The 25182-nt window shown below is 72.5% G+C and carries 18 protein-coding genes; 8 read left to right on the forward strand and 10 right to left on the reverse strand.

Features of this window, described 5'->3' with window-relative positions; translation table 11 throughout:
• Positions 1 to 71: 71 nt before the first annotated feature.
• The 3 genes from IE267_RS02515 to IE267_RS02525 all read right to left on the reverse strand — a co-directional run bounded on the left by IE267_RS02515 (position 72) and on the right by IE267_RS02525 (position 7728).
• Entirely contained in the window at positions 72 to 1757 is a 1686-nt protein-coding gene (locus IE267_RS02515) for a serine/threonine-protein kinase (RefSeq protein WP_268251519.1), read from the reverse strand.
• A 201-nt stretch (positions 1758 to 1958) separates the two neighbouring features.
• On the reverse strand, positions 1959 to 4709 hold the full coding sequence (locus IE267_RS02520) for a serine/threonine kinase C-terminal domain-containing protein (protein WP_189762023.1): 2751 nt from the start codon (positions 4707 to 4709) through the stop codon (positions 1959 to 1961).
• Between the two features lie 271 nt (positions 4710 to 4980).
• Positions 4981 to 7728, reverse strand: a complete 2748-nt coding sequence (locus tag IE267_RS02525) for a serine/threonine protein kinase (protein WP_189762024.1) — start codon at positions 7726 to 7728, stop codon at positions 4981 to 4983.
• 215 nt (positions 7729 to 7943) lie between these two features.
• Between IE267_RS02525 and IE267_RS40350 the strand changes: the two genes are divergently transcribed.
• Positions 7944 to 8408 (forward strand): serine hydrolase, encoded by a 465-nt coding sequence (locus tag IE267_RS40350; RefSeq protein ID WP_189762025.1) that lies wholly within the window; start codon positions 7944 to 7946, stop codon positions 8406 to 8408.
• 229 nt (positions 8409 to 8637) lie between these two features.
• Here IE267_RS40350 and IE267_RS02535 read toward each other — a convergent pair whose 3' ends face one another.
• Positions 8638 to 10344 (reverse strand): glycerol-3-phosphate dehydrogenase/oxidase, encoded by a 1707-nt coding sequence (locus IE267_RS02535; protein ID WP_161247521.1) that lies wholly within the window; start codon positions 10342 to 10344, stop codon positions 8638 to 8640.
• Between the two features lie 233 nt (positions 10345 to 10577).
• Here IE267_RS02535 and IE267_RS02540 point away from each other — a divergent pair, with 233 nt between their 5' ends.
• Both IE267_RS02540 and IE267_RS02545 read left to right on the forward strand, forming a co-directional pair.
• Entirely contained in the window at positions 10578 to 11822 is a 1245-nt protein-coding gene (locus tag IE267_RS02540) for a nucleotide sugar dehydrogenase (RefSeq protein WP_189762026.1), read from the forward strand.
• A 77-nt stretch (positions 11823 to 11899) separates the two neighbouring features.
• Positions 11900 to 12448 (forward strand): hypothetical protein, encoded by a 549-nt coding sequence (locus IE267_RS02545; RefSeq protein WP_229860584.1) that lies wholly within the window; start codon positions 11900 to 11902, stop codon positions 12446 to 12448.
• A 103-nt stretch (positions 12449 to 12551) separates the two neighbouring features.
• Here IE267_RS02545 and IE267_RS02550 read toward each other — a convergent pair whose 3' ends face one another.
• The 4 genes from IE267_RS02550 to IE267_RS02565 form a co-directional block, all read right to left on the reverse strand.
• The gene (locus IE267_RS02550; RefSeq protein WP_161247528.1) at positions 12552 to 13676 is read right to left on the reverse strand and encodes a GuaB3 family IMP dehydrogenase-related protein; all 1125 of its coding nucleotides are present in this window, start codon (positions 13674 to 13676) and stop codon (positions 12552 to 12554) included.
• Between the two features lie 107 nt (positions 13677 to 13783).
• Positions 13784 to 15289 carry an IMP dehydrogenase gene (guaB, locus tag IE267_RS02555; RefSeq protein WP_161247530.1) on the reverse strand — a complete coding sequence of 502 codons (1506 nt, stop codon included), beginning with the start codon at positions 15287 to 15289 and terminating at the stop codon, positions 13784 to 13786.
• A 168-nt stretch (positions 15290 to 15457) separates the two neighbouring features.
• The gene (locus IE267_RS02560) at positions 15458 to 16042 is read right to left on the reverse strand and encodes a sigma-70 family RNA polymerase sigma factor (protein WP_161247532.1); all 585 of its coding nucleotides are present in this window, start codon (positions 16040 to 16042) and stop codon (positions 15458 to 15460) included.
• A gap of 254 nt (positions 16043 to 16296) precedes the next feature.
• A complete protein-coding gene (locus tag IE267_RS02565; protein WP_003948568.1) occupies positions 16297 to 16908 on the reverse strand; it encodes a response regulator transcription factor in 612 nt (203 codons plus the stop codon).
• A 427-nt stretch (positions 16909 to 17335) separates the two neighbouring features.
• Here IE267_RS02565 and IE267_RS02570 point away from each other — a divergent pair, with 427 nt between their 5' ends.
• Positions 17336 to 17662, forward strand: a complete 327-nt coding sequence (locus IE267_RS02570) for a WhiB family transcriptional regulator (protein WP_189762027.1) — start codon at positions 17336 to 17338, stop codon at positions 17660 to 17662.
• Positions 17663 to 17795: 133 nt separating this feature from the next.
• Here the strand turns inward: IE267_RS02570 and IE267_RS02575 are convergent, their stop codons facing one another.
• Positions 17796 to 18689, reverse strand: a complete 894-nt coding sequence (locus IE267_RS02575; protein ID WP_189762028.1) for a LysR family transcriptional regulator — start codon at positions 18687 to 18689, stop codon at positions 17796 to 17798.
• A gap of 80 nt (positions 18690 to 18769) precedes the next feature.
• On the opposite strand from IE267_RS02575, the gene IE267_RS02580 reads away from it, so the two are divergent.
• Both IE267_RS02580 and IE267_RS02585 read left to right on the forward strand, forming a co-directional pair.
• Positions 18770 to 19438: an MOSC domain-containing protein gene (locus IE267_RS02580; RefSeq protein WP_167157587.1), complete on the forward strand. Its 669-nt coding sequence runs from the start codon at positions 18770 to 18772 to the stop codon at positions 19436 to 19438.
• Between the two features lie 230 nt (positions 19439 to 19668).
• Positions 19669 to 20442 (forward strand): SDR family NAD(P)-dependent oxidoreductase, encoded by a 774-nt coding sequence (locus IE267_RS02585; RefSeq protein WP_167157589.1) that lies wholly within the window; start codon positions 19669 to 19671, stop codon positions 20440 to 20442.
• A 33-nt stretch (positions 20443 to 20475) separates the two neighbouring features.
• On the opposite strand, the gene IE267_RS02590 is transcribed toward IE267_RS02585, so the two are convergent.
• Complete coding sequence (locus IE267_RS02590) at positions 20476 to 22335, reverse strand: DUF2264 domain-containing protein (RefSeq protein ID WP_189762029.1); 1860 nt, start codon at positions 22333 to 22335, stop codon at positions 20476 to 20478.
• A 216-nt stretch (positions 22336 to 22551) separates the two neighbouring features.
• On the opposite strand from IE267_RS02590, the gene IE267_RS02595 reads away from it, so the two are divergent.
• Together IE267_RS02595 and IE267_RS02600 are read left to right on the forward strand one after the other, a co-directional pair.
• Positions 22552 to 23703, forward strand: coding sequence for a substrate-binding domain-containing protein (locus IE267_RS02595; protein WP_189762030.1), 1152 nt, complete (start codon positions 22552 to 22554; stop codon positions 23701 to 23703).
• A 125-nt stretch (positions 23704 to 23828) separates the two neighbouring features.
• Complete coding sequence (locus IE267_RS02600) at positions 23829 to 25157, forward strand: ABC transporter substrate-binding protein (protein ID WP_189762031.1); 1329 nt, start codon at positions 23829 to 23831, stop codon at positions 25155 to 25157.
• Positions 25158 to 25182: the final 25 nt, after the last annotated feature.

A 25182-nucleotide genomic window follows, 5' to 3' on the forward strand; every position in this document is an offset into this window, starting at 1 on the left:
ACACGTGCAGGGCCCATCATGCCGCACCCCGGGCGGCTCCGACGGCGTTCGGCGCGGCTGGGAGTGCCGGATCAGCCGGTGGTCGGGGAAGGGGGCTGCCAGCCCTGGAGCACCGTGTCGAACTGCTGGCGGGTGGTCGCCCAGTCCTCCTCGGGGCCCGACATGTAGATGGCGTACTCGGGCCTGCCGCCGTCCCCGTAATACATCTGGTCGATGGCGTGCCGCTTGCCCGGGAAGTCCTGCTTCTCCACGTAGGTGAACTCCCAAAGGGAGGACTTCACCTGGTCGCGGAAGTTGTTGCCGTGCAGCGTCACCCGCTTGTACTGGGGCAGCCGGTCCTTGAGCGACTTCTCCATGTTGAGCATGTGCATGTACGGGTTCTCGAAGTCGGGCACCTTGTCGACGCTGATCCGGACGCGGTGCTTCCCGTTGTCCGGGGTGTAGTCGATCTCGTTGCCGTCCAACTGGCGCTTCCAGCCCTTGGGTACGAGGAGGCTGAAGCCGACCGGGTCATTGACGCGCTGCCAGCCGGCCGGGACCGAGCTGTCACCGCCGCCCGACGGGTGCCCGGCGTCGGGGGTGGTGGGCGGCCGGGAGGACGCCTGGTTCCCGCCGCCGGCCGAGCCCGAACTTCCGTGCCCCTCCTGGTACTTCATCACGGCGAACCCGGCGCCCACGCCGACCACCGCGGCGAGCGCGACCACGAGCGCCGCGGTCCGCCAGCGGCGCCTGCGCGGCTCCGGGCGGACGGCGGCGGGCTCCGGCGCGGGCCGCGGCGGGGCGGCGGCCGGGGGCGGGAGCAGGGGCGACTGCCGCTCGGTGGGCCCGGTCTCCGACGCGGCGGCCGAACGCAGCTCCTGCTCGGACAGCTGACGCGTCGGCACGTACGCCTGGGCCGCCTTCGAGGCGCGGCCCTCCATCGCTTCGAGGAACATCCGCTCGGCCTCCTCGGCCGAGGGGCGCTCTTCCGGCTTCTTGCGGAGCAGCGCGACGATGACGGGGGCCAGCGCACCGGCCCGGTCCGGCACCGGGGGCTCCTCGGCGACGACGGCCTGCATGGTGGAGATCGGCGAGTCCCGGCGGAACGGCGACTCGCCCTGCACCGCGGCGTACAGGGTCGCGCCCAGCGACCACAGGTCGGAGGCGGGCCCCGGGTGGGCGCCCTGGACGCGCTCGGGCGCCAGGTAGTCGATGGAGCCGACGAGTTCGCCGGTCTTGGTGATGGTGACGTCGCCCTCGATGGCGGCGATCCCGAAGTCCGTGAGCAATACCTGCCCGTTGCTCGCGATCAGGACGTTGCCGGGCTTCACATCGCGGTGCAGAACGCCGGCGTCGTGCGCGGCGCGCAGCGCGCCGAGGACGTGCAGACCGATGCGGGCGGCTTCGCGGGCGTCGATGCGGTGGCCGTCCGCGGCCTTCACGGCGTCGGCGAGGGAGGGCCCGTCGACGTACTGCATGACGATCCAGGGCCGGTTGTCGTGGTCGAGCACGTCGTGCACGGTGACCACGCCGGGGTGGGTGATGCGGGCCGCGGCGCGGGCCTCCTTCTGGGTGCGCGCGTGCAGGATCGCCCGGTCGGCCTCGGCCACGTACAGAGCGGCGGTGAGCTCCTTGACGGCGACGGTGCGGTGCAGGACCTCGTCGTGGGCACGCCAGACCTTGCCCATGCCGCCGCGGCCTATCGCGTCACCGAGCCGATAGCGCCCGGCCAGCAGCAGTCCTGCGCCGGAGCCGTTCGTGCTGTGAGTGTTTTCCACGTCCCCCGCCCGACCAGACTTTCCTTCGAAGCCAGATTACGGAGCGGAATCCGGCCAGGGAACCTCGGGGCACCCAACCGTGACCATACGGGCCCTTGGTCCCGTAGCGATCAGGCCATGGGCCCTGCCACCGGACCGCATGAAACTGCCGAATCCCGCACAGGCAGGGTGATTTAGGCGACTGCGGAGCGTGACCGACCGTCAGCGGGTGGCCCGGTAGGCACCCGTCGCCTGCCCGAAGATCTCCGTCACCTTGTCACGCTGCGCCTCGGGCCCGATGACCTGGACCACGTGATACCGGCCATTGACGATCATGGCGAGATTACGGACGTACACCTGCCGACCACTGCTGTCACGCCAGGTGAACTGCCCTTCGGCCATGGACTGCTGCCCCACGTCGATGCGCCGCAGGCCGCTGGAAGTGGACCAGCTGGAGTCCCGGAACGGCTGGAGTTCGCGCTCCTTGTCGGCCTGGTAGGCCAGCGGGTCCGAGCCGTTGTCCTTCACCGAATCTCTACCTGGAACGACGATCAGCGTGAAGTCGCCTCCGACATAACGGACTTGCCCGGCGTCGTTCAGCGGCTGCCGCTGCCAGCTCTTGTCGACGCCGACCTGGAACCCCTCGGCGTCCTTGCGCACGGCGTACCCGGCGGCCGGAGTGGGGCTCGGGCCGCCGGGGCCGGTGGTCTGCGTCTGCTGGGAGGGCGGGGTGCCGCCGGGCGTGGGCGCGGAGGCGCCGCCGGGCTGCGCACCGGGGCTCTGCTGCCCGCTCGGGCGGGGCGGGTTGGCGCTGCCGGTGTTCTGGGCGGTGTCGTTCCGGGGCATGAGCAGCACCGCGTAGGCGATCGCCCCGGCGAGCAGCAGCAGGACCAGGACGAGCAACAGCCGCCCCAGCGAACGGGGTCGGCCGCGCTGCGGAGCCGCCGGACGGTGCCGGTGGCGCCCGTGCTCGGCGGCCGGGGCGGCCGCCACGGTGGCCGACCGCCGTCTGCGGCGCACCAGTTCGCCCCGGCGGCGCACGATGGGCAGCTTCTTGGCGTCGGGAACTATCAGCGGAGTGATGCGGGTGCCCGCGTCCGGCTCCGGCGCGGAGCGCACCAGGGAGCGCAGCCAGCCGCGCAGTTCCTCGAACTCGGGCCGTTCGGTGGGGTCCTGACGCAGCAGCGACTCCACGACCGGCCGCAGCGGTCCGCATTCCTCGGCGAACGCGGGCGGCTCTCCGCAGACCATCTGGACGAGCTCGGCCGCGCTGTCCTCCGGATAGGGGGCGTGCCCCTGGACCGCACGGAACAGCAGGGCCCCGAGCGCCCAGAGGTCGGTGGCGGGGCCGATCGGCGGGGCGAGCCGCCAGTTCTCGTGTATGGGCCCGGCCTGTTCGGGCGCCCAGCGCTCGGTGACCGCGCCGACCACCGCGATCCGGGTGTGCCGGGCCCGCTCGGCGGCGAGCCGGTTGGCGGGGCCGCGGTAGGGGGCACCGGCCGGGTCGGCCGGGCGGTGTTCCGGCACGGACCCGCGTTCGCGGGCGGGGGCGGCCGGCGGCGCGCCGGGGTGCGGCCGGCGCTGCGAGTCGGCCCGGAAGGCATCGGCCCGGAAGCCGGGAGGCAGGGCGGGTGTCCTGGGCGCGGGCGAGCCGGCCGCGGGTCCCGAACCCCCTTGCTGGTGACGGGAGTTGTCGCGGGCGGAGCCCCCCGCACGGGGCCGGCCCTGCTCGGGGACGGCCTGACGTGAGGCTTCCGCTCGGTCCTCGGGCCGGCCGGAGGTGATCTGACGCGGGGCCCCCGGGCGGGTTTCGGGCTGCCCGGGTGCGGGACGCGGGACCCAGCGGCCGGTCACCGGGTCGTACTGGCGGCGCGTACGGCCTGAGTCGGGCCCCTCCTCGTCGGCGTACGGGCTCGCGACGGCCCCGCGCGGCACCCGCACGCCCCGTACGGGGTCGTACACGCCCGGGTCGGCCTGGTCGACCCGGTCACCTTGGGCAGCCCGGTCGCCCTGGGCGGACTGGGCGGCCTCCGGGTCGGGACGCCGGGCCGGGAGGGCGGCGTCCGCGCCGGTGCGTGCCGCGGCCCTGGCGCCCGCACGGTACGCGGCGACGACCCCGGCCCGCGCGGCGGCGCCCGGCGGTACGGACATGCCGGGCGGCTGCGGGGCGGGGGCCCCGGGTGATTCGGCCGGCTCGGTCGGCTCGGTCGGTTCGGTCGGTTCGGTCGGCTCGGCCGGTTCCGGTGAAGGGGCGTACGGGGAGCGCTCGTTGAGCCCGTCCGGTGCCGCCGGCGCGGGAGGGGGCGGCGGGGCTTCGCCGAAGCCGTTGCCGTCCTGCGGGAACGGCACCGGGGCGTACCCGCACAGCGCCTCCTCCGCGGCGCCCGCCGCGAGGCCGGTCAGCACGACCCGGCCGTCATCGCATATCAACACCGTGCGCGCCGTGATGTTGCGATGCGTCCAGCCGTGCGCGTGCAGCACCGCGAGCGCGGTCAGCACATCGGAGGCGACCTCCGCCGCGCGAAAGGGGTTCATCGGCCGCTCGGCGAGCAGCGCGGACAGCGGCCGGGCCGCTATCAGTTCGCTGACGATCCACAGCGAGCCGTCCTGCGCGAAGACGTCGAAGACCTGGTCGAGGCGGGGGTGGTCGGGGATCTGGGCGGCCGCCTGGGCCGCCTCGACGGCCCTGCGCACATCCGGATCGGTGGGCCGGCGCGTGGTCCGCCCGTAACCGGGGGCGGCCCCGTAACCGCTGCCGGGAGCACCGCGCATGTACGCGTCGGGCGTCCCGTACGCGTCGTCGCCGTCGAGCACCTCGGCATCGACGATCTCGGGCAACGGGACCTGGCGGACCAGTACTTCCTGCCCGCTGTAGGTGTCGAAGGCGCGCGTCTCGATCAGGTCGTAGCCGTCGTCGGCGGGCAGCGGCAGCCGAAAGCGGTCGGCGAGCACCCGGCCCGCATACTCGTCCACGACGCCTCCCCACAGCGCGCTGTACCCCCGGACCATGGCCCCCGGCCCCGCACAACACGCCAATTCCGGTCGATTACCGGCCCATTGTGGCTGCGTACGGTCCGCGAGCTCTCACGATACGTGGCCCTGCCACATCGTGCCCTCGGGATTCCCGTTTACCCCGGACCGGCCGCCCGTAGCCCGTGCGCGGCCCTGTGCTTGACCCGACTGATGGCCCGCGCGAGGCCCGCGCTTGGCCGATGGATGGCCCGCGCGCGGCCCGTGCGAGGGCTCAGGCGGGCTGGAAGGTGGCGAAGAGCGTGGCCAGTGTCTGCTGGGTCTCCGGCTTCGACCAGTCCGCGTCCTTGGCCGAGAACATGATGCCGTAGCCCTGGCTGAGGCTGACGACGAAGCCCCGGTCCACCGAGTGGTACTTGACCCCGCTGTCGTCGTTGTAGGTGAACTCCCAGTCGGCGGCGGGCCAGTTCCGGTAGTTCACCGCGGCTATCTTCACGCGCTTGTAGCCGGACCTCGTCATGCCGGACTCCTGGCTCGTCCAGTCCGCCACCGGGTCCTTCCGCGGGCTGTCGGTCCAGCCGATGAGGAGCCGCTGCCCGTCGGGCCCGTTGAAGCGGTCGCCCGCGTCGTCGGTCTTGCTGAAGGACCAACCCGCGGGCAACCCTATGGAGAAGCCCTGGGAGGACTTGTAGGGCGTGGTGGCGGCGTTGCCCGTGCCACCGCCCTTGCTGCCGTTGCTGCCGTCGCCGGTGCCGGTGTTGTCCCCGGTACCGGTGTCGTCGCCCTTGCCGTCGCCCTGCCCGGCCGTACCGACCTGGCCCGACGGGGTGCTCCCGCCGGACGGCTTCTGGCTGCCGCTGCCCTGCTTGCTGCTCGCCGAAGAACCGGAGGCCGCGGGGCCGCTGGAGGCCGACTTGTCGCCCTTGGCCTTGCCCGGGGAGTCGTCCCCCGAGCTGAGCGTGATGGCCAGCACCGTGCCGAGTATGGCGAGCGCGGCGACCACCGCGATGATCACCAGGGTGCGGCGCGGCACGACGTCGGTGAGCGGCGCGCGCGGCGGCGGCACCGGGCCCGACGGCGCCCCGGACTTCGTCCGCGTGGGCACCGCCTTGGACCGGACGTCCCGCGCTTCCCTGGCGCCCTGAGCCTTCTCCTTGGCGGACGCCTTGGCCTCGGCGGCCGCGTTCCGCACGGACTTGAGGGCGCCGCGCATCCGCTCGGCGGCCACGTCGCTCTTCGGCTCGCGGGGCAGTGGAATCACCCGCGTCGCCTCGGGGGAGACCGGCTCCGGCGCGGGCTCGGGGCGCTCGGGCGCGTTGAGCACCCCGGTGAGCAGCTTGCGCGCGGCGGCGTTGTCGAGCCGCTGCGCCGGGTCCTTGGCGAGCAGCCCGTAGATGACCTGCTCCAGGAGCGGTCCCGCGTTCTTGGGCGGGTCGACCGGCTCGGTCATCACCGCCGTCAGCGTCGCGATCGCCGAACCCTTGTCGTACGGGGGCACGCCTTCCACGCTCGCGTACAGGAGCCCGCCGAGCGACCAGAGGTCGGCGGCCGGGCCCGGCTTGTGGCCGCGGGCCCGCTCGGGCGAGATGTACGAGGGCGCGCCGACGAGCATGCCGGTGGACGTGATGGAGGGGTCGCCCTCCACCTGGGCGATGCCGAAGTCGGTCAGCACGACCCGGCCGTCCTCGGCGATCAGCACGTTGGACGGCTTGACGTCGCGGTGCAGGATGCCTTCGCGGTGGGCGGAACGCAGCACGTCCAGGATGGCGAGACCCACCTCGGCAGCCCGGCGGGGCGTCAGCGTGCCGTCCTCGCGCACGGCTTCGGCGAGCGACTTGCCCTCGACGAGCTCCATGACGATCCACGGCCGGTCGTCCTCGTCCACGACGTCGTAGACGGTCACCGCTGCCGTGTTGCGAATCCGGGCGATCGCCTTGGCCTCGCGCAGGGTGCGCGTGATGAGGCGGCGCTTCTCGTCGTCGTCGATGCTGGAGGGGAAGCGCAGCTCCTTGATCGCGACGGTCCGCCCGAGCGTCTCGTCGACGGCCCGCCAGACGGTGCCCATGCCGCCCCGCCCGAGCACCCCACCGAGCCGGTACCGGCCGGCGAGCAGCCGGCCTTCCCCACCGGCGGCGGGGGTGACGTGCTGGGCGGCCGCCTTGTCGGCACCGGCCTTGGCGGCCGGGACCGCGGGGGCGGCCTTGACGCTCTCGGCCCCGGCGGCCGACGCGCTCGCCTTCGCACCCGCCGCCTTGGCGGCCGGCTTGGCGTCGCTGGGCTCGGCGGCCGGCTTCGACGCCGACTTGGCGTCAGCGGGCCGCGACGCGGCCGCGGCAGCGGGCGACTTGGCGGCCGGGTTGGCGGCCGGGGTCGCGTCCGAGCTGCCGGTGCCCGCCTTGTCGGTGTTGCCCACCTCGCCTGTCTTGCCTGTCTTGCCTGCCTTGCCTGCTGTGTCGGCCTTGCCTGCCGTGTCGTACGGGGTGGCTTCGCCGGAGCGCGGGCTCGGCTCGGCGTCGGCGGGCTCGGCGCCGGGGTCACCCGCACCCGCGGCCCCACCCGGCGCGGCGAACGCCGAGGCGCCACCGGTCGCGGGCTTGGTTCCACCGGGTCGGGCAGGCGACTTGAGCCTGGGGCCCGACGCGCTCGGCTCGGCATCCGATGCCGCGGCACCGGACTTGGCCACCGCCGTCCGGGGATCGGGCCTGCCCTTCGGGGCGGGCGCGGCCGCGCCGGACTTCGCATCTCCTTCCGGAGAGCCCGAGTTGCCCTCGGGGGAAGCCGCATTCCGCCCGGAATCCCCCGACTTGCCCGCGCTCGGCTTCGCCACCGCGTCATCGCCGGACTCGGGCACGGCGGCCCGGTCCGAACGGTCGGCCGGGGTCGCGGCGCGCGCCGCGTCCGCCGGGCGCCGCCCGGACTTGGTGCCCGTCTCGTCCGAGCCGGACTCCGCGGGCGTCGACGACGCCTCCGGTTCCTGCCGCCCGTCCCGCTGGGGTTCCCGCGACTGCTCCGCCTGCGACATGCGTCCCCTCTGCGATTCCTGATCTTCGCCCGCGCCGGCCTCGGCCCGCGGCCTGCCGCGACCTGCCCTCGTGGTGGCGGACCGGCTCACCGCTCCGACCTGTCTGTCCTGCCGGGTCCCCGGCCGCGCCGGAGCCGTTGTCGAACTCGGCGTCCGCACGAGGCCCGTAACCCGCCCTGGCAGAGCCCCCATTGTCCCTCACGCCAGGACCGGTGATGGTCCCGGGTCCGACCTCCGCCAAGTTGGCTGCGAAGGAATGCGAAGGAAGGGGAAGCCGCCGTGCCGATGCTCGCGGCCCTGCTCGTCGCGGCGACGACCGCTTCCGTGCGGGCTGCATCACCAAGTCGTTCGTGGCCACCGTAGTACCGCCGTTGGCGGTCGCGGACAGCGTCGGGCCGAGGGGCGCCGTGGACCGGCATCCCCCAGGCTGCACCCGGGGTCCGCCCGGGCACGTGCGCGGGCGCGCCAACGACGACCGCCACCTCACCCTGCTTTCCCTGCTCTCCCACACCAGCGGTCTCTTCAACTACACGGCGAAGAGCACCGGCCCGGTTCCCCCGTCCCCGCCCGAACCCTCCCCGCCCCTGCTCCCCCTCCCACCCGAACCGGCCACGCAACGCACTCCTCCACTCCCCTCCACTCCCCCGGCGCCCGCGCTCGGCGGGCGCCCCGCGGCCTGACGGTGTGACACCCTCCCTCGAACTCTCGCCCCGCGAAGCCGAGTTCCGCCCGAGGCCTGGGCCGAGGCTTGGGCCGGGGGCGGGGCCGGGGGCGGCACCGAGGCCCGGGACGGCGTCGGGCAGCGGGCAGCGGGCAGCGGGCAGCGGGCAGCGGGCGGCGGGCTGTGCCAAGGCCAGCACCGGCTCGCCCCCGCACGCGCCCCGGGGCACCCGGTATCCGGGGGTGCGGCTAAACCGGTGCGATGTCCGGCGCCCCGAGCCGGGCCGCATCCGCCGTCAGGTCGTCCGGCTGGCGCTGCGACTCCCGCTCCGCCTCCACCCGCTTCTCGTAGTGCTCCACCTCCTTGTCGATCTGCTTGCTGTCCCAGCCGAGCACCGGCGCCATCAGCTCCGCGCACTCCCGCGCCGAGAGCGTGCCCCGGTCGAAGGTCTCGATGGAGATGCGGGTGCGCCGGGTCAGTACGTCGTCGAGGTGACGGGCCCCCTCGTGCGAAGCGGCGTAGACGATCTCGGCGCGCAGGTAGTCGTCGGCCGCGGCGAGCGGTTCGCCGAGCGTGGGATCGGCGGTGATCAGCTCCAGGAGGTCCTCGGCCATCGAGCCGTACCGGTTCAACAGGTGCTCCACGCGGACCACATGGAGCCCGGTCCTGGCCGCGATCCTGGCCCGGGTGTTCCACAGCGCCTTGTAGCCCTCGGCACCGAGGAGGGGGATGTCCTCGGTCACACAGTCCGCCACCCGCTGGTCGAGCGCGTGCACCGCCTCGTCCACGGCGTCCTTCGCCATCACCCGGTACGTCGTGTACTTGCCGCCCGCCACGACCACGAGCCCCGGCACGGGATGCGCGACGGTGTGCTCGCGCGAGAGCTTGCTGGTGGCGTCGGACTCCCCGGCGAGCAGCGGCCGCAGACCGGCGTAGACGCCCTGGACGTCGTCCCGGGTGAGCGGCACCGCGAGCACCGAATTGACGTGTTCGAGCAGGTAGTCGATGTCGGCGCTGGAGGCGGCCGGGTGCGCCTTGTCGAGGTCCCAGTCGGTGTCGGTGGTGCCGACGATCCAGTGCCGGCCCCAGGGGATGACGAAGAGTACGGACTTCTCGGTCCGCAGGATCAGGCCGGTGTTCGAGTGGATCCGGTCCTTGGGCACCACCAGATGGATGCCCTTCGAGGCCCGTACGTGGAACTGCCCTCGCTCCCCGATCAGGGCCTGGGTGTCGTCGGTCCACACCCCCGTCGCGTTCACGACCTGCTTGGCGCGGACCTCGTACTCGCCGCCCGCCTCGCCGTCCTGCACCCGGGCGCCGACCACCCGCTCGCCCTCGCGCAGGAAGCCCACGACCCGGGCCCGGTTGGCGACGTGGGCCCCGTAGGCGGCCGCGGTGCGCACGAGAGTGGTCACATAACGGGCGTCGTCCATCTGGGCGTCGTAGTACTGCAACGCTCCGACCAGCGCGTCCTTCTTCAACGCGGGTGCCACGCGCAGCGCGTGGCGGCGGCTCAGGTGACGGTGCGTCGGCAGACCCCTGCCGTGGCCCGAGGAGACGGACATCGCGTCGTAGAGCGCGACGCCCGAGCCCGCGTACAGCCGCTCCCAGCCCTTGTGCTGCAACGGGTAGAGGAACGGGACCGGTTTCACCAGGTGCGGGGCGAGCCGTTCGAGCAGCAGCCCGCGTTCCTTGAGGGCCTCACGCACGAGGGCGAAGTCGAGCATCTCCAGATAGCGCAGCCCGCCGTGGATCAGCTTGCTGGAGCGGCTCGACGTGCCCGACGCCCAGTCCCTCGCTTCGACCAGACCGGTGGCCAGGCCCCGGGTCGCCGCGTCGAGGGCCGTGCCCGCTCCTACCACCCCCGCGCCCACGACCAGCACGTCCAGCTCGCGTTCGGCCATGGCGGCGAGCGCCTGTGCGCGCTGCTCGGGTCCCAGTGTCGCTGTCCTCACGGCTTGCCTCCCGTGGATCGGGGTGGTCGCGCGGACCGGGTGGTCCGGCTCACACCCTCGATTCTGGACGGGACCACCGACATCGGCCACCGCCTGTGGACAACACTCGGCTTGCCGGGCCCCCGCAATGCCGTAAATCAGTCATATTTCCTCTTAGTCTGACATTCCGCACGCTCATTCTGTCCACAGGGCTTGCGCTCCATGTCCCCTCCGGCTAAGGGAAGGACGGTCACATGCCCGCAGACCTCGCCGTCATCGGACTCGGCCACCTGGGCCTGCCCCTCGCCCAAGCCGCCGTCGCCGCCGGCATCCAGACCGTCGGCCACGACACGGACCCCCGCGTCCTCGCCGAGCTCGACGCGGGGCGCACCCCCGTCGACGGCTCGCTCACCCCCGCCGATCTGCGCCGGATGCTCGCGGGCGGCTTCCACACCGCCACGGACCCGGCGGAGCTCGGCCGGGTCCGTACCGCCGTCATCTGCGCGCCCACCGCACTCGGTCCCGACCGCACCCTCGACCTCTCGGCGGTGGCCGACGCCGCCCGCGTCCTCGCCGGGCGACTGCGCCCGCACACCACCGTCGTCCTGGAGTCGTCGGGCCACCCCGGCACCACCGAGGACTTCGTGCGCCCGATCCTCGAAGAGGGCTCGGGCCTGCGGGCCGGGCGGGACTTCCACCTCGCCTGCTCGCCGAGCCGTATCGACCCCGGCAACCGTGCCCACGGCTTCGCGGCGACCCCGAAGGTCATCGGCGGGCTCACCCCGGCCTGCACGGAGTCGGCCGCCGCGTTCTACGGCCGGCTCACCGACAAGGTGGTCCGCGCCCGCGGCCTGCGCGAGGCCGAGATGTCCAAGGTCCTGGAGACCAACTTCCGGCACGTCAACATCGCTCTGGTCAACGAGATGGCCGTGCTCTGCCACGACATGGGCGTCGACCTGTGGGACGTCATCCGCTGCTCGGAGACCAAGCCGTTCGGCTTCCAGGCCTTCCGGCCGGGACCGGGCGTCGGCGGCCACGGCCTCCCGCTCGACCCGACCCCGCTGCCGTACGCGGGCCTGCGCATGGTGGGGCTCGCCCGCGAGATCAACGCCCACATGCCGAGCTACGTCGTCCAGCGCTCCACCACGCTCCTGAACGAGCACGGCAAGTCGGCCCGCGGAGCACGTGTCCTGCTGCTCGGCGTGACCTACAAGCCGGACTTCGCCGACCAGGAGGGCTCCCCCGCCCAGGAGATCGCCGGGCGCCTGATGGATCTGGGTGCGCAGATCACGTACCACGACCCCCACGTGCCCGCCTGGCGCGTCCGTGACCAGCCGGTTCCGCGCGCGGACTCGCTCTACGAGGCCGCCGCCCACGCCGATCTGACCGTGCTGCTCCAGCACCACCACACGTACGACCTCCAGGGCCTCGCGGTGAAGGCGCAGCTCCTGCTGGACACACGCGGCGCGACCCCGGCGGGGGCGGCGCACCGGCTGTGACCCCTGCCTTACATAATTCTTATGCGACGCGTGGTGCGGCTGTTACTCTTCGGGGCCGCAATCGCACAGCCGTGCGCTTGCCCGTGTTTGTTTCCAGGGGGAACGCGAAGAGGAGCCAGTCCTTTCCGCCACCGCAGCAGCCGCAGCAGCAGGGCCCCTTCGACCAGGGCCAGCCGCCGCAGGGCGGCTTCGGCTACCCGGCGGCACCGCCGGCCGCCCCGGTGCGGAACAACTTCGCGCTCGGTCTGATCGCCGCGGTCGTGGCCGCCGTCGTCACGGCGGGCGTCTACGGCGCGATCATCGGCGCCACCAAGCACGAGATCGGCTACGCGGCCGTGGGTGTCGGCTTCCTCGTCGGCTTCGCGGCCGGCAAGGTCGGCGGCCGCAACCCCGCGCTGCCCGTCCTCGGCGCGGTGCTCTCCCTGGTCGCGGTCTACTTCGGCCAGCTCCTGGGCGAGGCGATCATCGCCAGCAAGGCGCTTCCGGTGACCGTCTCCGAGCTGTTCTTCGACCACTTCAGCCTCCTGAACGAGGGCTGGAAGGCCGACGCGGACCCGCTCACCTTCCTCTTCTTCGCGGTCGCCGCGGTGGCCGCCTTCTCCGGCGCCAAGAAGGCCGCCGCTTAAGCACCCCGCCGCCCGCCCGAACGGGCGCGCGCACGCCGAAGGGCCCGGATCACCAGGTGATCCGGGCCCTTCGCGGTACTGGGCGTCAGCCCTGTGCCGGGTGTCAGCGCTTGTGCTGCGCGTCCGCCACCGTGACCTCGACCCGCTGGAACTCCTTGAGCTCGCTGTAGCCGGTCGTCGCCATCGAGCGGCGCAGGGCGCCGAACAGGTTCATCGAGCCGTCCGGGGTGTGCGAGGGACCGGTGAGGATCTCCTCGGTGGTGCCCACGATGCCCAGGTCGACGAGCTTGCCGCGCGGCACGTCCTCGTGGACGGCCTCCATGCCCCAGTGGTGGCCGCGGCCCGGGGCGTCGGTGGCGCGAGCCAGCGGGGAGCCCATCATCACCGCGTCGGCGCCGCAGGCGACGGCCTTCGGGATGTCGCCGGACCAGCCCACGCCGCCGTCCGCGATGACGTGGACGTAACGGCCGCCGGACTCGTCCATGTAGTCGCGGCGGGCCGCGGCGACATCGGCGACGGCGGTGGCCATCGGGACCTGGATGCCCAGGACGTTGCGGGTGGTGTGCGCGGCACCGCCGCCGAAGCCCACCAGAACGCCGGCCGCGCCGGTACGCATCAGGTGCAGGGCCGCGGTGTACGTGGCGCAGCCGCCGACGATGACCGGAACGTCCAGCTCGTAGATGAACTGCTTCAGGTTGAGCGGCTCGGCCGCGCCCGAGACGTGCTCGGCGGAGACCGTGGTGCCGCGGATGACGAAGATGTCCACGCCCGCGTCCACGACGGCCTTCGAGAACTGGGCGGTGCGCTGCGGGGAGAGCGCGGCGGCGGTGACCACACCGGAGTCGCGCACCTCCTTGATGCGCTGCCCGATCAGCTCTTCCTTGATGGGCGCCGCGTAGATCTCCTGGAGGCGGCGGCTCGCGGTCGCCTCGTCCAGCTCGGCGATCTCGTCGAGCAGCGGCTGCGGGTCCTCGTACCGGGTCCACAGACCCTCAAGGTTCAGCACGCCGAGGCCGCCGAGCTCACCGATGCGGATCGCCGTCTGCGGCGACACCACGGAGTCCATGGGGGCGGCCAGGAAGGGCAGCTCGAAACGGTAGGCGTCGATCTGCCAGGCGATCGAGACCTCCTTCGGGTCCCGGGTACGCCGGCTCGGGACGATGGCGATGTCGTCGAACGCGTACGCCCTGCGGCCGCGCTTGCCGCGCCCGATCTCGATCTCAGTCACGTTGTGTGGGCCTTTCCCTCTACGTCTGCATGCTCCAGTATCCCCGACACACGGGCGAGGGGCGGCCCCGGGAACTCCGGGACCGCCCCTCGTCGGGTGCTGCGGACTTACTTCCTGCTGTAGTTCGGCGCCTCGACGGTCATCTGGATGTCGTGCGGGTGGCTCTCCTTGAGGCCCGCCGAGGTGATCCGGACGAACTTGCCGTTCTCCTGGAGCTCGGGGACGGTACGGCCGCCGACGTAGAACATCGACTGGCGCAGACCGCCGACGAGCTGGTGCACGACCGCGGACAGCGGGCCGCGGTAGGGCACCTGGCCCTCGATGCCCTCCGGGATCAGCTTGTCGTCGGTGGACACGGTCTCCTGGAAGTACCGGTCCTTGGAGAACGAACGCTGGTCGCCGCGGGACTGCATCGCGCCGAGCGAGCCCATGCCGCGGTACGACTTGAACTGCTTGCCGTTGATGAAGAGCAGCTCGCCCGGCGACTCCTCGCAGCCGGCGAGCAGCGAGCCCAGCATCACCGTGTCGGCACCCGCGACCAGGGCCTTGGCGATGTCGCCCGAGTACTGCAGGCCGCCGTCGCCGATGACCGGGACGCCCGCGGCCTTGGCGGCCAGCGAGGCCTCGTAGATCGCGGTGACCTGCGGGACGCCGATGCCGGCCACGACGCGGGTGGTGCAGATGGAGCCGGGGCCGACGCCGACCTTGATGCCGTCGACGCCCGAGTCGATGAGCGCCTGGGCGCCGTCGCGGGTCGCGATGTTGCCGCCGATGAGGTCGACGCCGGAAGAGTTCGACTTGATCTTGGCGACCATGTCGCCGACCAGGCGGGAGTGGCCGTGCGCGGTGTCCACGACGATGAAGTCGACACCGGCGGCGATCAGCGCCTGGGCGCGCTCGTAGGCGTCGCCCGCGACACCGACGGCCGCGCCGACCAGGAGCCGGCCGTCCTTGTCCTTGGCGGCGTTGGGGTACTTCTCCGCCTTGACGAAGTCCTTGACCGTGATGAGGCCCTTGAGGATGCCGGCGTCGTCGACGAGCGGCAGCTTCTCGATCTTGTGGCGGCGCAGCAGCTCCATGGCGTCCACGCCGGAGATGCCGACCTTGCCGGTGACCAGCGGCATCGGGGTCATGACCTCGCGCACCTGGCGGCTGCGGTCCGACTCGAAGGCCATGTCGCGGTTGGTGACGATGCCGAGCAGCTTGCCCGCGGAGTCGGTCACCGGAACGCCGCTGATGCGGAACTTGGCGCACAGCTCGTCGGCCTCGCGCAGCGTCGCGTCCGGGTGCACCGTGATCGGGTCGGTGACCATGCCGGACTCGGAGCGCTTCACCAGGTCGACCTGGTTGGCCTGGTCCTCGATGGAGAGGTTGCGGTGCAGCACGCCCGCGCCGCCCTGCCGCGCCATCGCGATGGCCATGCGCGCCTCGGTGACCTTGTCCATCGCCGCGGACAGCAGCGGGACGTTCACCTTGACGTTCTTGGAGAGGTACGAGGAGGTGTCGATCTGGTCGGGCGCCATGTCGGACGAGCCCGGCAGGAGCAGGACGTCGTCGTATGTCAGCCCGAGCGTCGCGAACTTCTCGGGCACTCCGTCGACGTTTGCAGTCATGACACCTTCCCCAATGGCCTTGATCGGTGCGGATGTCCATGCTAACGGGCTGTGCGGGTGTCTCATTCCACGAGCAAGATCATCGGGATTCTTTGTACGTTCGCACGTGCCGGGCAGCCGCCCGGCGGACCCGGAACGCGCGGACCCGGCAAGCGTCGACGGGCCCGCCTACTGCTCGGCGAGGGCGCGCAGCCGGCTCAGCGCGCGGTGCTGGGCGACCCGGACGGCGCCGGGCGACATGCCGAGCATCTGGCCGGTCTCCTCGGCGGTGAGGCCGACGGCGACCCGCAGCACGAGGAGCTCGCGCTGGTTCTCGGGGAGGTTGGCGAGGAGCTTCTTGGCCCACTCGGCGTCGCTGCTCAGCAGCGCGCGCTCCTCCGGGCCGAGCGAGTCGTCCGGCCGCTCCGGCATCTCGTCGGACGGCACGGCCGTCGAACCGGGGTGGCGCATCGCGGCCCGCTGGAGGTCGGCGACCTTGTGCGAGGCGATGGCGAAGACGAAGGCTTCGAAGGGGCGCCCGGTGTCGCGGTAGCGCGGCAGCGCCATCAGAACGGCGACGCAGACCTCTTGGGCGAGGTCCTCCACGAAGTGGCGAGCATCACCGGGCAACCGGTTGAGACGGGTGCGGCAGTAGCGCAGCGCGAGGGGGTGAACATGCGCGAGCAGATCGTGCGTCGCCTGCTCGTCTCCGTCGACGGCACGGTGGACGAGTGCACCGATGACCCCTTGGGCCGCAGCCTCGTCGTCGCGCATCGGTCCATGGTGCCCCGGCGTCGTCCCGCCCGTGGCACCCCGTCCGTAGTTGTGCACCGAAGCGTTATGAGCGGGTGCGCCGGAACTCATCCCCTGCACCCCCCTCCCGCTCGACCGACCTGTCCCCGAGGAACTCCACACCTACAAGGATGCGGCATCGCGGCGGAAGCAACACCTACTGCTGCCGTTCGCGGGACGACCGGGCCCGTCCGCCCGACGGCGGACGGGGCTCCGACCAGCTGTCTCACCTGCCGTCAGCGCACCAGGCCCCAGCGGAAACCGAGCGCCACGGCGTGCGCCCGGTCCGAGGCGCCGAGCTTCTTGAACAGTCGTCGGGCATGCGTCTTGACCGTGTCCTCCGAGAGGAACAGCTCCCGGCCGATCTCGGCGTTGGAGCGGCCGTGGCTCATGCCTTCGAGCACCTGGATCTCCCGCGCGGTGAGCGTGGGCGCCGCGCCCATCTCGGCCGACCGCAGTCTGCGCGGCGCGAGCCGCCAGGTCGGGTCGGCGAGCGCCTGGGTGACGGTCGCGCGCAGTTCGGCACGCGAGGCGTCCTTGTGCAGGTAGCCCCGGGCCCCGGCGGCGACCGCGAGCGCGACCCCGTCGAGGTCCTCGGCGACCGTGAGCATGATGATCCGGGCGCCCGGATCGGCGGACAGCAGCCGACGGACGGTCTCCACGCCGCCCAGACCGGGCATGCGTACGTCCATCAGAATCAGGTCCGAGCGGTCGGCACCCCAGCGGCGGAGGACTTCCTCGCCGTTGGCCGCCGTCGTCACACGCTCGACGCCGGGCACGGTCGCAACCGCGCGGCGGAGCGCCTCGCGGGCAAGCGGGGAGTCGTCGCAGACGAGGACTGATGTCATGGCCGCCCTCCGCAGCTGATGCGCGTCACCTTGAGCCTCCAGGCTGGGTACATGTGTCACCTGAGCGATTGACGCTCTCGGACACCTGCCCGAGCGCTTGTCGTTTCAACCGCCTCCGCACTCTCAACGACGGTCACTCGAAAGAGTTACGGGTCGGGCGGGCACGTTCGGCACTCTACGTGAGGAACCGTGCACACAGCAGAGTGTCGCCGGCCGGCCGCCCAACTTTTTGAGCTATGCCCCATTTAGCGGCTTTTCTTCCCTTTTGCTGGTGTCTGTGGCTAGATTCCCAATGAGTCATATTTACATCTACTTACACAGGAGATGTACCTTCGTCGGTACGTACGTTTCGGATGAGCCCCCATGCACACCCGTCCCGTACCGGCCCGCCCATCCGCCTCAGCACGGTTTCAAGGGGACAAGAGCAATGGCAGATTTCTCCCGCCTTCCCGGACCGAACGCCGATCTGTGGGACTGGCAGCTCCTCGCGGCCTGCCGTGGGGTCGACAGCTCGCTCTTCTTCCACCCGGAGGGCGAGCGCGGCGCGGCACGGAGCGCGCGCGAGAGCTCGGCGAAAGAGGTGTGCATGCGCTGCCCGGTGCGTGCGCAGTGCGCGGCCCACGCCCTTGCGGTACGCGAGCCCTACGGGGTGTGGGGCGGGCTCACCGAGGACGAGCGCGAAGAGCTCATGGGCCGGGCGCGCAATCGCCTGGTGTCGGCCGCCGCGCCCGTCGGCGGCATGGGCCCCTCCTGAGGGGTTCCGGTTCGGACCGGACGAGAAGAAACGTTCCTGCGCCGTTTGGCCCAGAGCCGGGCACCGCACGGCGCGGCGCGACCGCACCCGGCGGCCCCGGCCGGCGTGAATCCGGTCGGCCCCGCGGTCGCCGCTAGCCGCGCGCGGCGGCCCTGGTCAGCTGGTCCAGGGTGGCCGCAACGGCCGGGACCTGGGCCAGGTCGGGCAGGGTGAGGGCGACGATCTCCCGCTCGACGGCGGGCTCGACGGTCACCGTGCGCGCACCCTTGGGGCGTACGGACTCGATGGCCAGCTCCGGCAGCACCGCCACACCGAGCCCGGCGCCCACCAGGCCGATCACCGCCGGGTAGTCGTCGGTCGCGAAGTCGATGCGCGGGGTGAACCCGGACTCCTCGCAGACCTCCACCAGTTGGCGCCGGCAGCGCGGACAGCCCGCGATCCAGGGCTCGTCCGCGAGGTCCTTGATGTCGACGGTCCCCGCCTCCGCGAGCGCGTGCCCCTCGGGCACCAGGCCGACCAGGCGGTCGACGAGCAGCGGGCGGACCACCAGGTCGTCCCACTCCGTCGCGTTCGAGCCGTACCGGAAGGCCAGCGCGACGTCGCAGTCGCCCGCGCGGAGCATCTCCACCGAGTGCGGCGGCTCGGCCTCGACGAGCGAGACCCGGGTGCCCGGGTGGGCCGCGCGCAGGGCGGCGAGGGCGGTCGGCACCAGCGTGGACGATCCGCTGGGGAAGGACACGAGACGCACCCGCCCGGCCCGCAGCCCCGCGATCGCTGCGACCTCCTCCTCCGCGGCGGTGAGCCCGGCCAGGATGCCGGAGGCGTGCCGGACCAGCACCTCACCGGCCTGGGTCAGGCGCATCTCGCGGCCGGTGCGGACCAGCAGGGGCGTGCCCGCGGACGATTCGAGCGCCTTCATCTGCTGGCTGACGGCGGGCTGGGTGCAGCCCAGCTCACGCGCCGCGGCCGAGAAGGAGCCGGTGGCGGCGACGGCGCGCAGGATGCGGAGATGACGGGCCTCGATCATTCTTCGAGCATAAGCGAATCTTGGACACCTCGGAAGAAATTCGATCGCGACTTTGAGTTTGGCTCGGTTAGCGTTCCCCCATGGAGCTTCTGTCTGTGAACCTCGGCCGCGCGAAGGCCGTCGACTACTCCGATGCCCAGGGCGGTGTCACCGGCATCGACAAGCGCCCGGTGAACCGCCCGGTCCGCGTCTTCGCCCCCGGCCCCAGGGGCGTGGGCGCCAGCGGGGTCGAGGGGGACGACGTCTGCGATCTGCGCCACCACGGCGGCGACCACCAGGCGGTCTACGCGTACGCCCGCGAGGACCTGGACGCCTGGTCGAAGGAGCTGGGCCGCGAGCTGCCCAACGGCTCGTTCGGCGAAAACCTCACGACGTACGGCGTCGACGTGAACGACGCCCGGATCGGCGAGCGCTGGCGGATAGGGCGGGACGTGGTCCTCGAAGTCGCCTCCGGCCGCATCCCCTGCCGTACGTTCGCGGCCTGGCTGGACCAGAAGGGCTGGGTGCGGCGCTTCACACAGGCGGCCGTGCCGGGCGCGTACTTCCGGGTGATCGAACCGGGCGAGGTCAAGACGGGCGATGCGGTCGAGGTGCTCGAACGCCCGGATCACGAAGTCTCGGTCGCCTTCTGGTTCCGTGCCTTCACGACCGAGCGCGCCCTGCTGCCGCGCACCCTGGCCGCGGGCGACGCCCTGGAGCCGGAGGCGCACGAGACCGTACGGAAGTACCTGGCGCAGCACGGCTCGTAGCGGCTCCGGCAGGAGCGGGGCACACGGCTCGTAGCGGCTCCGGCGGGAGCGGGGCGCACGGCTCGTAGCGGCTCCGGCGGGAGCGGGGCGCACGGTTCGCGGGGCGGCCCGTGCGGTGAAGAACGGCCGTTATTGCGGCAGTTCATGGCGGTCGGCACCGGTTCGCGGACCGCCGGGCGCCCGGGCGGGGGCGGTCATCGGGCGCCCGGCGCGGGCGTTAACGTGCGCCTATGACGACTGCACTGATTACGGGAGCGACGGCGGGCATCGGCGCCGCGTTCGCGCGGCGCCTCGCGGCCGATGGACACGATCTGGTGCTGGTGGCCCGGGACGGCAAGCGGCTGAGCGAGCAGGCCACCGAACTCCACGACCGGCACGGCATCGAGGCCGAGGTCCTGGCCGCGGACCTGTCGACGGACGACGGGATCGCCGCCGTCGAGGCGCGGCTCTCGAAGCCCAGGAGGCCGGTCGATCTCCTGGTCAACAACGCCGGGTTCGGCAACAAGGGCCGCTATCTCGAAGTGTCCATGGCGGACGAGCTGACCATGGTGAAGGTGCACATCGAGGCGGTCCTGCGGCTGACTTCGGCCGCGACGGCCGCGATGCGCGAGCGCGGCCGCGGCGGCGTCGTCAACGTGGCCTCGGTCGCGGCGTTCGTGCCGCGCGGCACCTATGGCGCGTCCAAGGCGTGGGTCGTGCAGTTCACCCAGGGCGCGGCCCGTGACCTCGCCGGGTCGGGGGTGCGCCTGATGGCGCTGTGCCCCGGGTTCGTGCGGACCGAGTTCCACGAGCGGGCCGGCATGGGCACCGACAACATTCCGGGCTGGATGTGGCTGGACGCCGACAAGCTGGTGGCGGCCGCCCTGACCGACCTCGCGCGCGGCAAGTCCCTCTCGATCCCCGACCCGCGCTACAAGGCGCTGATGGGTGCGGTGAAGCTGGCGCCGCGCGGCCTGCTCGGCGGGATCACCTCCAAGACGGGCCGCAAGTACGGCCCCAAGTAGGCGGCCGGGGGCGGGAGACGCGGTCCCGCCGCCTCAGCGGTCTTCCGTGCGGACGGCCGGCACGGTGGAGTCCAGCACGAGCCGATGGACGGTGCCGTCCTGCCAGGCGACGCGGAGGGTGTACCCGGTGACCTCGATGTCGGCGAGGGCGTGGACCGGGTCCGGGTCCGGCTGTGCCGTGAGAGAGGCGAGCGCGACGAAGAGGGACGGTGTGGCGCCGGTCGTGCCGTGGAGTGCCCCCACCTGCGCCCCGGACCCGAACAGGGTTGATCCGGCGGCCAGTTGACGCACCTCCGGCGCATAGCCGTGCACCGGATGCAGCTGGGCGGTGCGGCCCGGGGTGGCGGCCCAGCCGGTCTGGCGCACGGGGGTGCCGGGCGCGGCCCCGACGACCAGGTGGGCCCGGAGCTCGGCGCGGCCGTGCGCGAGGGTGAGCGAGGCGATCCGCACGCCGGGCGGCCCGGGCCTCGGCTCGGACAGGGACGCCGCCCAGCCGTCGCCGCCGCCGAGCGGGACCGCGGGACCCCGGGTGGTGCACGCGCCCTGCGACATGAGCCCGAAGTGGTTGTCCGGCACGCCCTGCGAGGTGGGTCCGGTGACGGTGGAGTAGGCGAACCGGGAGTAGCAGGGGTCCTCGTCGGCCCCGCCGCCCACGTGGTTGTTGCTGCCGTGGTTGTGCAGGCGGACCAGGCCGTCCCCGGCCGTCGACTGGATCAGCAGACCGGGCGCCCGCAGGGTCGTGACGGCGTCCGCGGTCTCGGCGGGCAGCGCCTCCTCGACGTCCGTCCACACGGGATGCTCCGGGGGCAGCAGCAGGCCGAGGTATCCCTTGGCCGCCCAGTAGGGCGACGCGGGGCCCGAGTAGTGCTGGACCACCGGCGGGTACGGGCCGTGCCAGCCCAGGGTGAGCAGCCCGGCGGCGTCGGTGGCGCCCTGGTTCTCGGGCCGGTCCAGGAAGTACTTCAGGCTGCCCGAGGCGAGGCGCCGGGTGGCGCCCGGTGTGAGCGGCGTGTGACCGGTGAGCGCGCCGAGCCAGGGCGCGGCCGCGGCGGCGAACCGGTAGGTGAGCGAGCGGCCGTACGGCATCGGCGCCCCGTCCGCCCCGAACAGGCGCGTGTGGGCGTCGAGTTGGGCATGCAGCCGGGGACCGTAGCGGTCCAGGAGCGCCCGGTCGTCACTCAGATGGGCGTGCAGGACGGGATAGAAGTGGAGCGCCCAGGCGTTGTAGTGGTCGAAGGAGCGGTTGGGGCCGTCGCTGTACCAGCCGTCGCCGAGGTACCACTGGTCGACGCGCTCCAGGGCGCGTTCGATGGTGGCCGCGGCGCGGTCGGTCTCGATGCCGGCGTCCTGGAGGAATCCGGCGACGGTGAGGCCGAACAGCCACCAGTTGTTGTCGACCGGGGACGGGCCGAGCGCGGGCAGCAGCCAGTCGACGGCGCGCTGGCGGGTGCGGTCGTCGAGCTTGTCCCACAGCCAGGTGCGGGTGAGCCGGAGGCCGAGGGCGACGGAGGCGGATTCGACGACCGCCTGGCGGACCTCGGTGGTCAGCGGCCAGGCGTCGGGGAAGGTGCCGTTCAACTCGCCTGTGCCGACCGGCTGTCGGGTGCCGGAGGCGAGGCCCTCCGCGTACCGGTCGAGGTGGCCGTGCGGGTCCTCGCCCTGGGCGCCGGCCACCCGCAGGGCGGCCAGCAGCCAGGTGCGGGCATAGCCTTCGAGGCCGTCGGAGCGGGGCCCCGACCAGCTGGGCCGGTCGCCGGGCAGGCTGATCAGGCCCCGGCCGGGCGAGGCGTACGGCCGGACGGCCAGCAGGAGTTGGTCCGCCGACCGCTCCCAGTGCGCGCGGGTCCAGCCGGTGTGGGGGCTGAGCTCGCGGTTCTCGGGCGCGATGAACATGGTGCGATGCTCCCTCGGTGACGGGTTGGCCGGCGGCACAGGCATCGGCGGGACGTGCGCGCATCGGCGGGGCCCGCACGAAATCCCTGGGAATTTAGAACTCGGATTGATCGAACGTCAATGGATCGGACCGAATGATCGAAACTGCCGTCGTTCGATCACGTTGCATTAGGGTCGGGGCCCACCGGGCCACCACACCGCGAAGGGGATGCCGCCGTGCGCGAGAGTGCTGCTGAACGTCATGACCGACTGCTGGAGCTGGTGCGCGGACGGGGCTCGGCCCGGGTGTCCGAGCTCGCCGGTCAGCTGGGCGTCTCGCCGGTGACCGTGCGGCGCGACGTGGAGTTCCTGGCCGGCGAGGGCCGCCTGGACCGGGCGCACGGCTCGGTGTCCTGGCCGGGCACCGGACACTCGGTGTCGGCCGCCGCTCCCAGCGTCGGCGCGGGCTCCCGCGAGCTCGTCATCGGCATGCTGGCGCCCAATGCCACGTACTACTTCGCCGAGGTCATCCGGGGTGCGCACGAGGCGGCCGCGGCGGCCGGTGCGCGCCTGATCCTGCGGATCTCGGACTACCGGCCGCAGGAGGACGCGGGCCGGGCGGCGGGGCTGCTCGCCGCCGGCGCGGAGGGCCTCCTGATCGCGCCGGGCTGGAAGGAGCCGGACGACCCGGTCGAGCACGGCGCCTGGATCGCCGGGCTCCCGGTGCCGACGGTGCTCCTGGAGCGGCGCGGGGTGCCCGGCCGGGAGCTGGACGACCTGGACCGGGTCTGCTCCGACCACAGCCACGGCGTGCTCATCGCGGTGCGCCATCTGCTCGGCCTCGGCCATGCCACGCCCCTGCTCGTGGCCCGCGCCGACAGCCCCACCGCGATCGCGGTGCGCGCCGGATACCGGCACGCGCTCGACGCGCTCGGCCTCAAGTCGCCCGTCGGGCCGATCGGTTCGGTGTCGGCGGAGGCCGACCCCGCCGGGTTCGAGCGGGCCGTGCAGGCGCTGCGCACCGCGGTCATGTCCGGGCGGGCCACCGCGGCGCTCGTGCACAACGACGTGGATGCCATCCGGATCGTCCAGCGCCTGGCGGAGCTGGGCGTACGGGTGCCGGCCGACCTGGCGCTCGTGGCGTACGACGACGAGGTGGCGGCGCTCGCGGACATCCCGCTCACTGCGGTCGCCCCGCCCAAGCACGAGGTCGGGCGGTATGCGGCCGAGCTCCTGATCGAGCGGCTGCGCGGCGCGGCCGGGAGCCGTCCGGCCGGGGGCGAGGAGCCGCCGCGACGCCATGTCGACCTGCTGCCGCGGCTTCGCGTGCGGTCCTCGTGCGGGGCGCCGTCCGACACCCTGCGGAGCCCGGTGAGCGTTCAATCCTGACGCGCGAGCGTTCAACCCCTCTCTGATCTTTTTTCGATCAATCGAACTTTCGCTCTTGACTTCGGTCAGAACTGGGCCAAGGATCGCGGCCATCGCCTCGTCCCCTTACGTTCAGGAGCCGTTCCGTGAGCCGCAGTTGGACCAGATCGACCTCCGCCCTCGTCGGCGCCGCCACCGCTCTCGCCGTGCTCACGGCCTGCGGTGGCGGGGACAGCAAGACGAGCGACGCGGGCAAGGGCACCGCCGACAAGCCCGTCACCATCACGTTCTGGGCCTGGCAGAAGGGCACCAAGGACGTGGTGGACGCCTTCAACGCCTCCCAGAAGAACATCCGGGTGAAGTTCGAGGAGATCCCCTCGGGCAACGCCGGCGGCTACGCCAAGATCTCCAACGCGGTGAAGGCCGGCAACGCCCCGGACCTCGTCACCGTCGAGTACCCGATGCTGCCCGAGTTCGTCAGCCAGGGCTCGTTCCAGGACATCAGCAAGTACGTCACCGACGACATGAAGAAGCAGTTCCTGCCGCAGTCGATCCAGCAGACCACGCTCGGCGGCAAGAACTGGGCGATCCCCTTCGACGCGGCACCCCAGGCGTACTACTACCGCAAGGACTTCTTCGACAAGAACCACATCCAAGTCCCCAAGACCTGGGCCGAGTTCAAGGCGGCCGCCCAGAAGGCCAAGGCAGCCGACCCCAAGGCACGCATCGGCACCTTCTTCCCGGACGACCCGACCACCTTCGAGGCGATGGCCTGGCAGGCCGGTGCCCAGTGGTTCAAGGCCGACGGCAACACCTGGAAGCTCAACACCGCCGACGCGGCCACCAACAAGGTCGCCGACTACTGGCAGGGCCTGATCGACGACAAGCTGGTGCAGAACTCGGTCTCCTTCAGCCCCGAGTGGACGGCCTCCCTCAAGGACGGCTCCACCGTCGGCTACCTCGGCGCCTCCTGGTCCGCGGGCGTGCTCAAGGGCACCGTGCCCGACCAGAGCGGCAAGTGGGCGGTGGCCCCGGTCCCCACCTGGGACGGCAAGGCGGCCAGCGGCATGCTCGGCGGCTCCACCTGGGCCGTGCCCAAGGGCAGCGACAAGACCGAGGCCGCGCTCGCGTTCGCCCAGTGGATGTCGACCACCGAAGCCGGCATCGACGCCCGCATCAAGTCCGGCACCTCCAGCGCCTTCCCGGCCGACATCGCGCTGCGGCCCGCCGCCAAGAAGGCCTTCGACACGAGCTTCTACAGCGGCCAGGACATCTACCAGCTGTTCGACGCGGCCGGCGGCTCGATCAACGCCAACTGGGGCTGGGGCCCGAGCATGGGCACCACCAACACCACCCTGAAGGACCAGCTCGGCAAGGTCGCCGGCGGCTCCGTGAAGATCACGGACGCGATCGCTGCCGCCCATGACGCCACCGTCACCGAGCTGAAGAAGCGCGGCCTGAAGGTCGAGGGCTGACCGGATGAGGACGAAGGGGCGTCCC

The sequence above is a fragment of the Streptomyces xanthochromogenes genome (assembly GCF_014650455.1).
Lineage (GTDB): Bacteria > Actinomycetota > Actinomycetes > Streptomycetales > Streptomycetaceae > Streptomyces > Streptomyces xanthochromogenes.

Coding starts and splice junctions, on each gene's coding strand:
- IE267_RS40350 (WP_189762025.1), top strand. CDS start 7,944: ATGGTCCCGGGTCCGACCTCCGCCAAGTTGGCTGCGAAGGAATGCGAA.
- IE267_RS02590 (WP_189762029.1), bottom strand. CDS start 22,335: ATGTTCATCGCGCCCGAGAACCGCGAGCTCAGCCCCCACACCGGCTGG.
- IE267_RS02585 (WP_167157589.1), top strand. CDS start 19,669: ATGACGACTGCACTGATTACGGGAGCGACGGCGGGCATCGGCGCCGCG.
- IE267_RS02570 (WP_189762027.1), top strand. CDS start 17,336: ATGGCAGATTTCTCCCGCCTTCCCGGACCGAACGCCGATCTGTGGGAC.
- IE267_RS02575 (WP_189762028.1), bottom strand. CDS start 18,689: ATGATCGAGGCCCGTCATCTCCGCATCCTGCGCGCCGTCGCCGCCACC.
- IE267_RS02565 (WP_003948568.1), bottom strand. CDS start 16,908: ATGACATCAGTCCTCGTCTGCGACGACTCCCCGCTTGCCCGCGAGGCG.
- IE267_RS02580 (WP_167157587.1), top strand. CDS start 18,770: ATGGAGCTTCTGTCTGTGAACCTCGGCCGCGCGAAGGCCGTCGACTAC.
- IE267_RS02540 (WP_189762026.1), top strand. CDS start 10,578: ATGCCCGCAGACCTCGCCGTCATCGGACTCGGCCACCTGGGCCTGCCC.
- guaB (WP_161247530.1), bottom strand. CDS start 15,289: ATGACTGCAAACGTCGACGGAGTGCCCGAGAAGTTCGCGACGCTCGGG.
- IE267_RS02525 (WP_189762024.1), bottom strand. CDS start 7,728: ATGTCGCAGGCGGAGCAGTCGCGGGAACCCCAGCGGGACGGGCGGCAG.
- IE267_RS02560 (WP_161247532.1), bottom strand. CDS start 16,042: ATGCGCGACGACGAGGCTGCGGCCCAAGGGGTCATCGGTGCACTCGTC.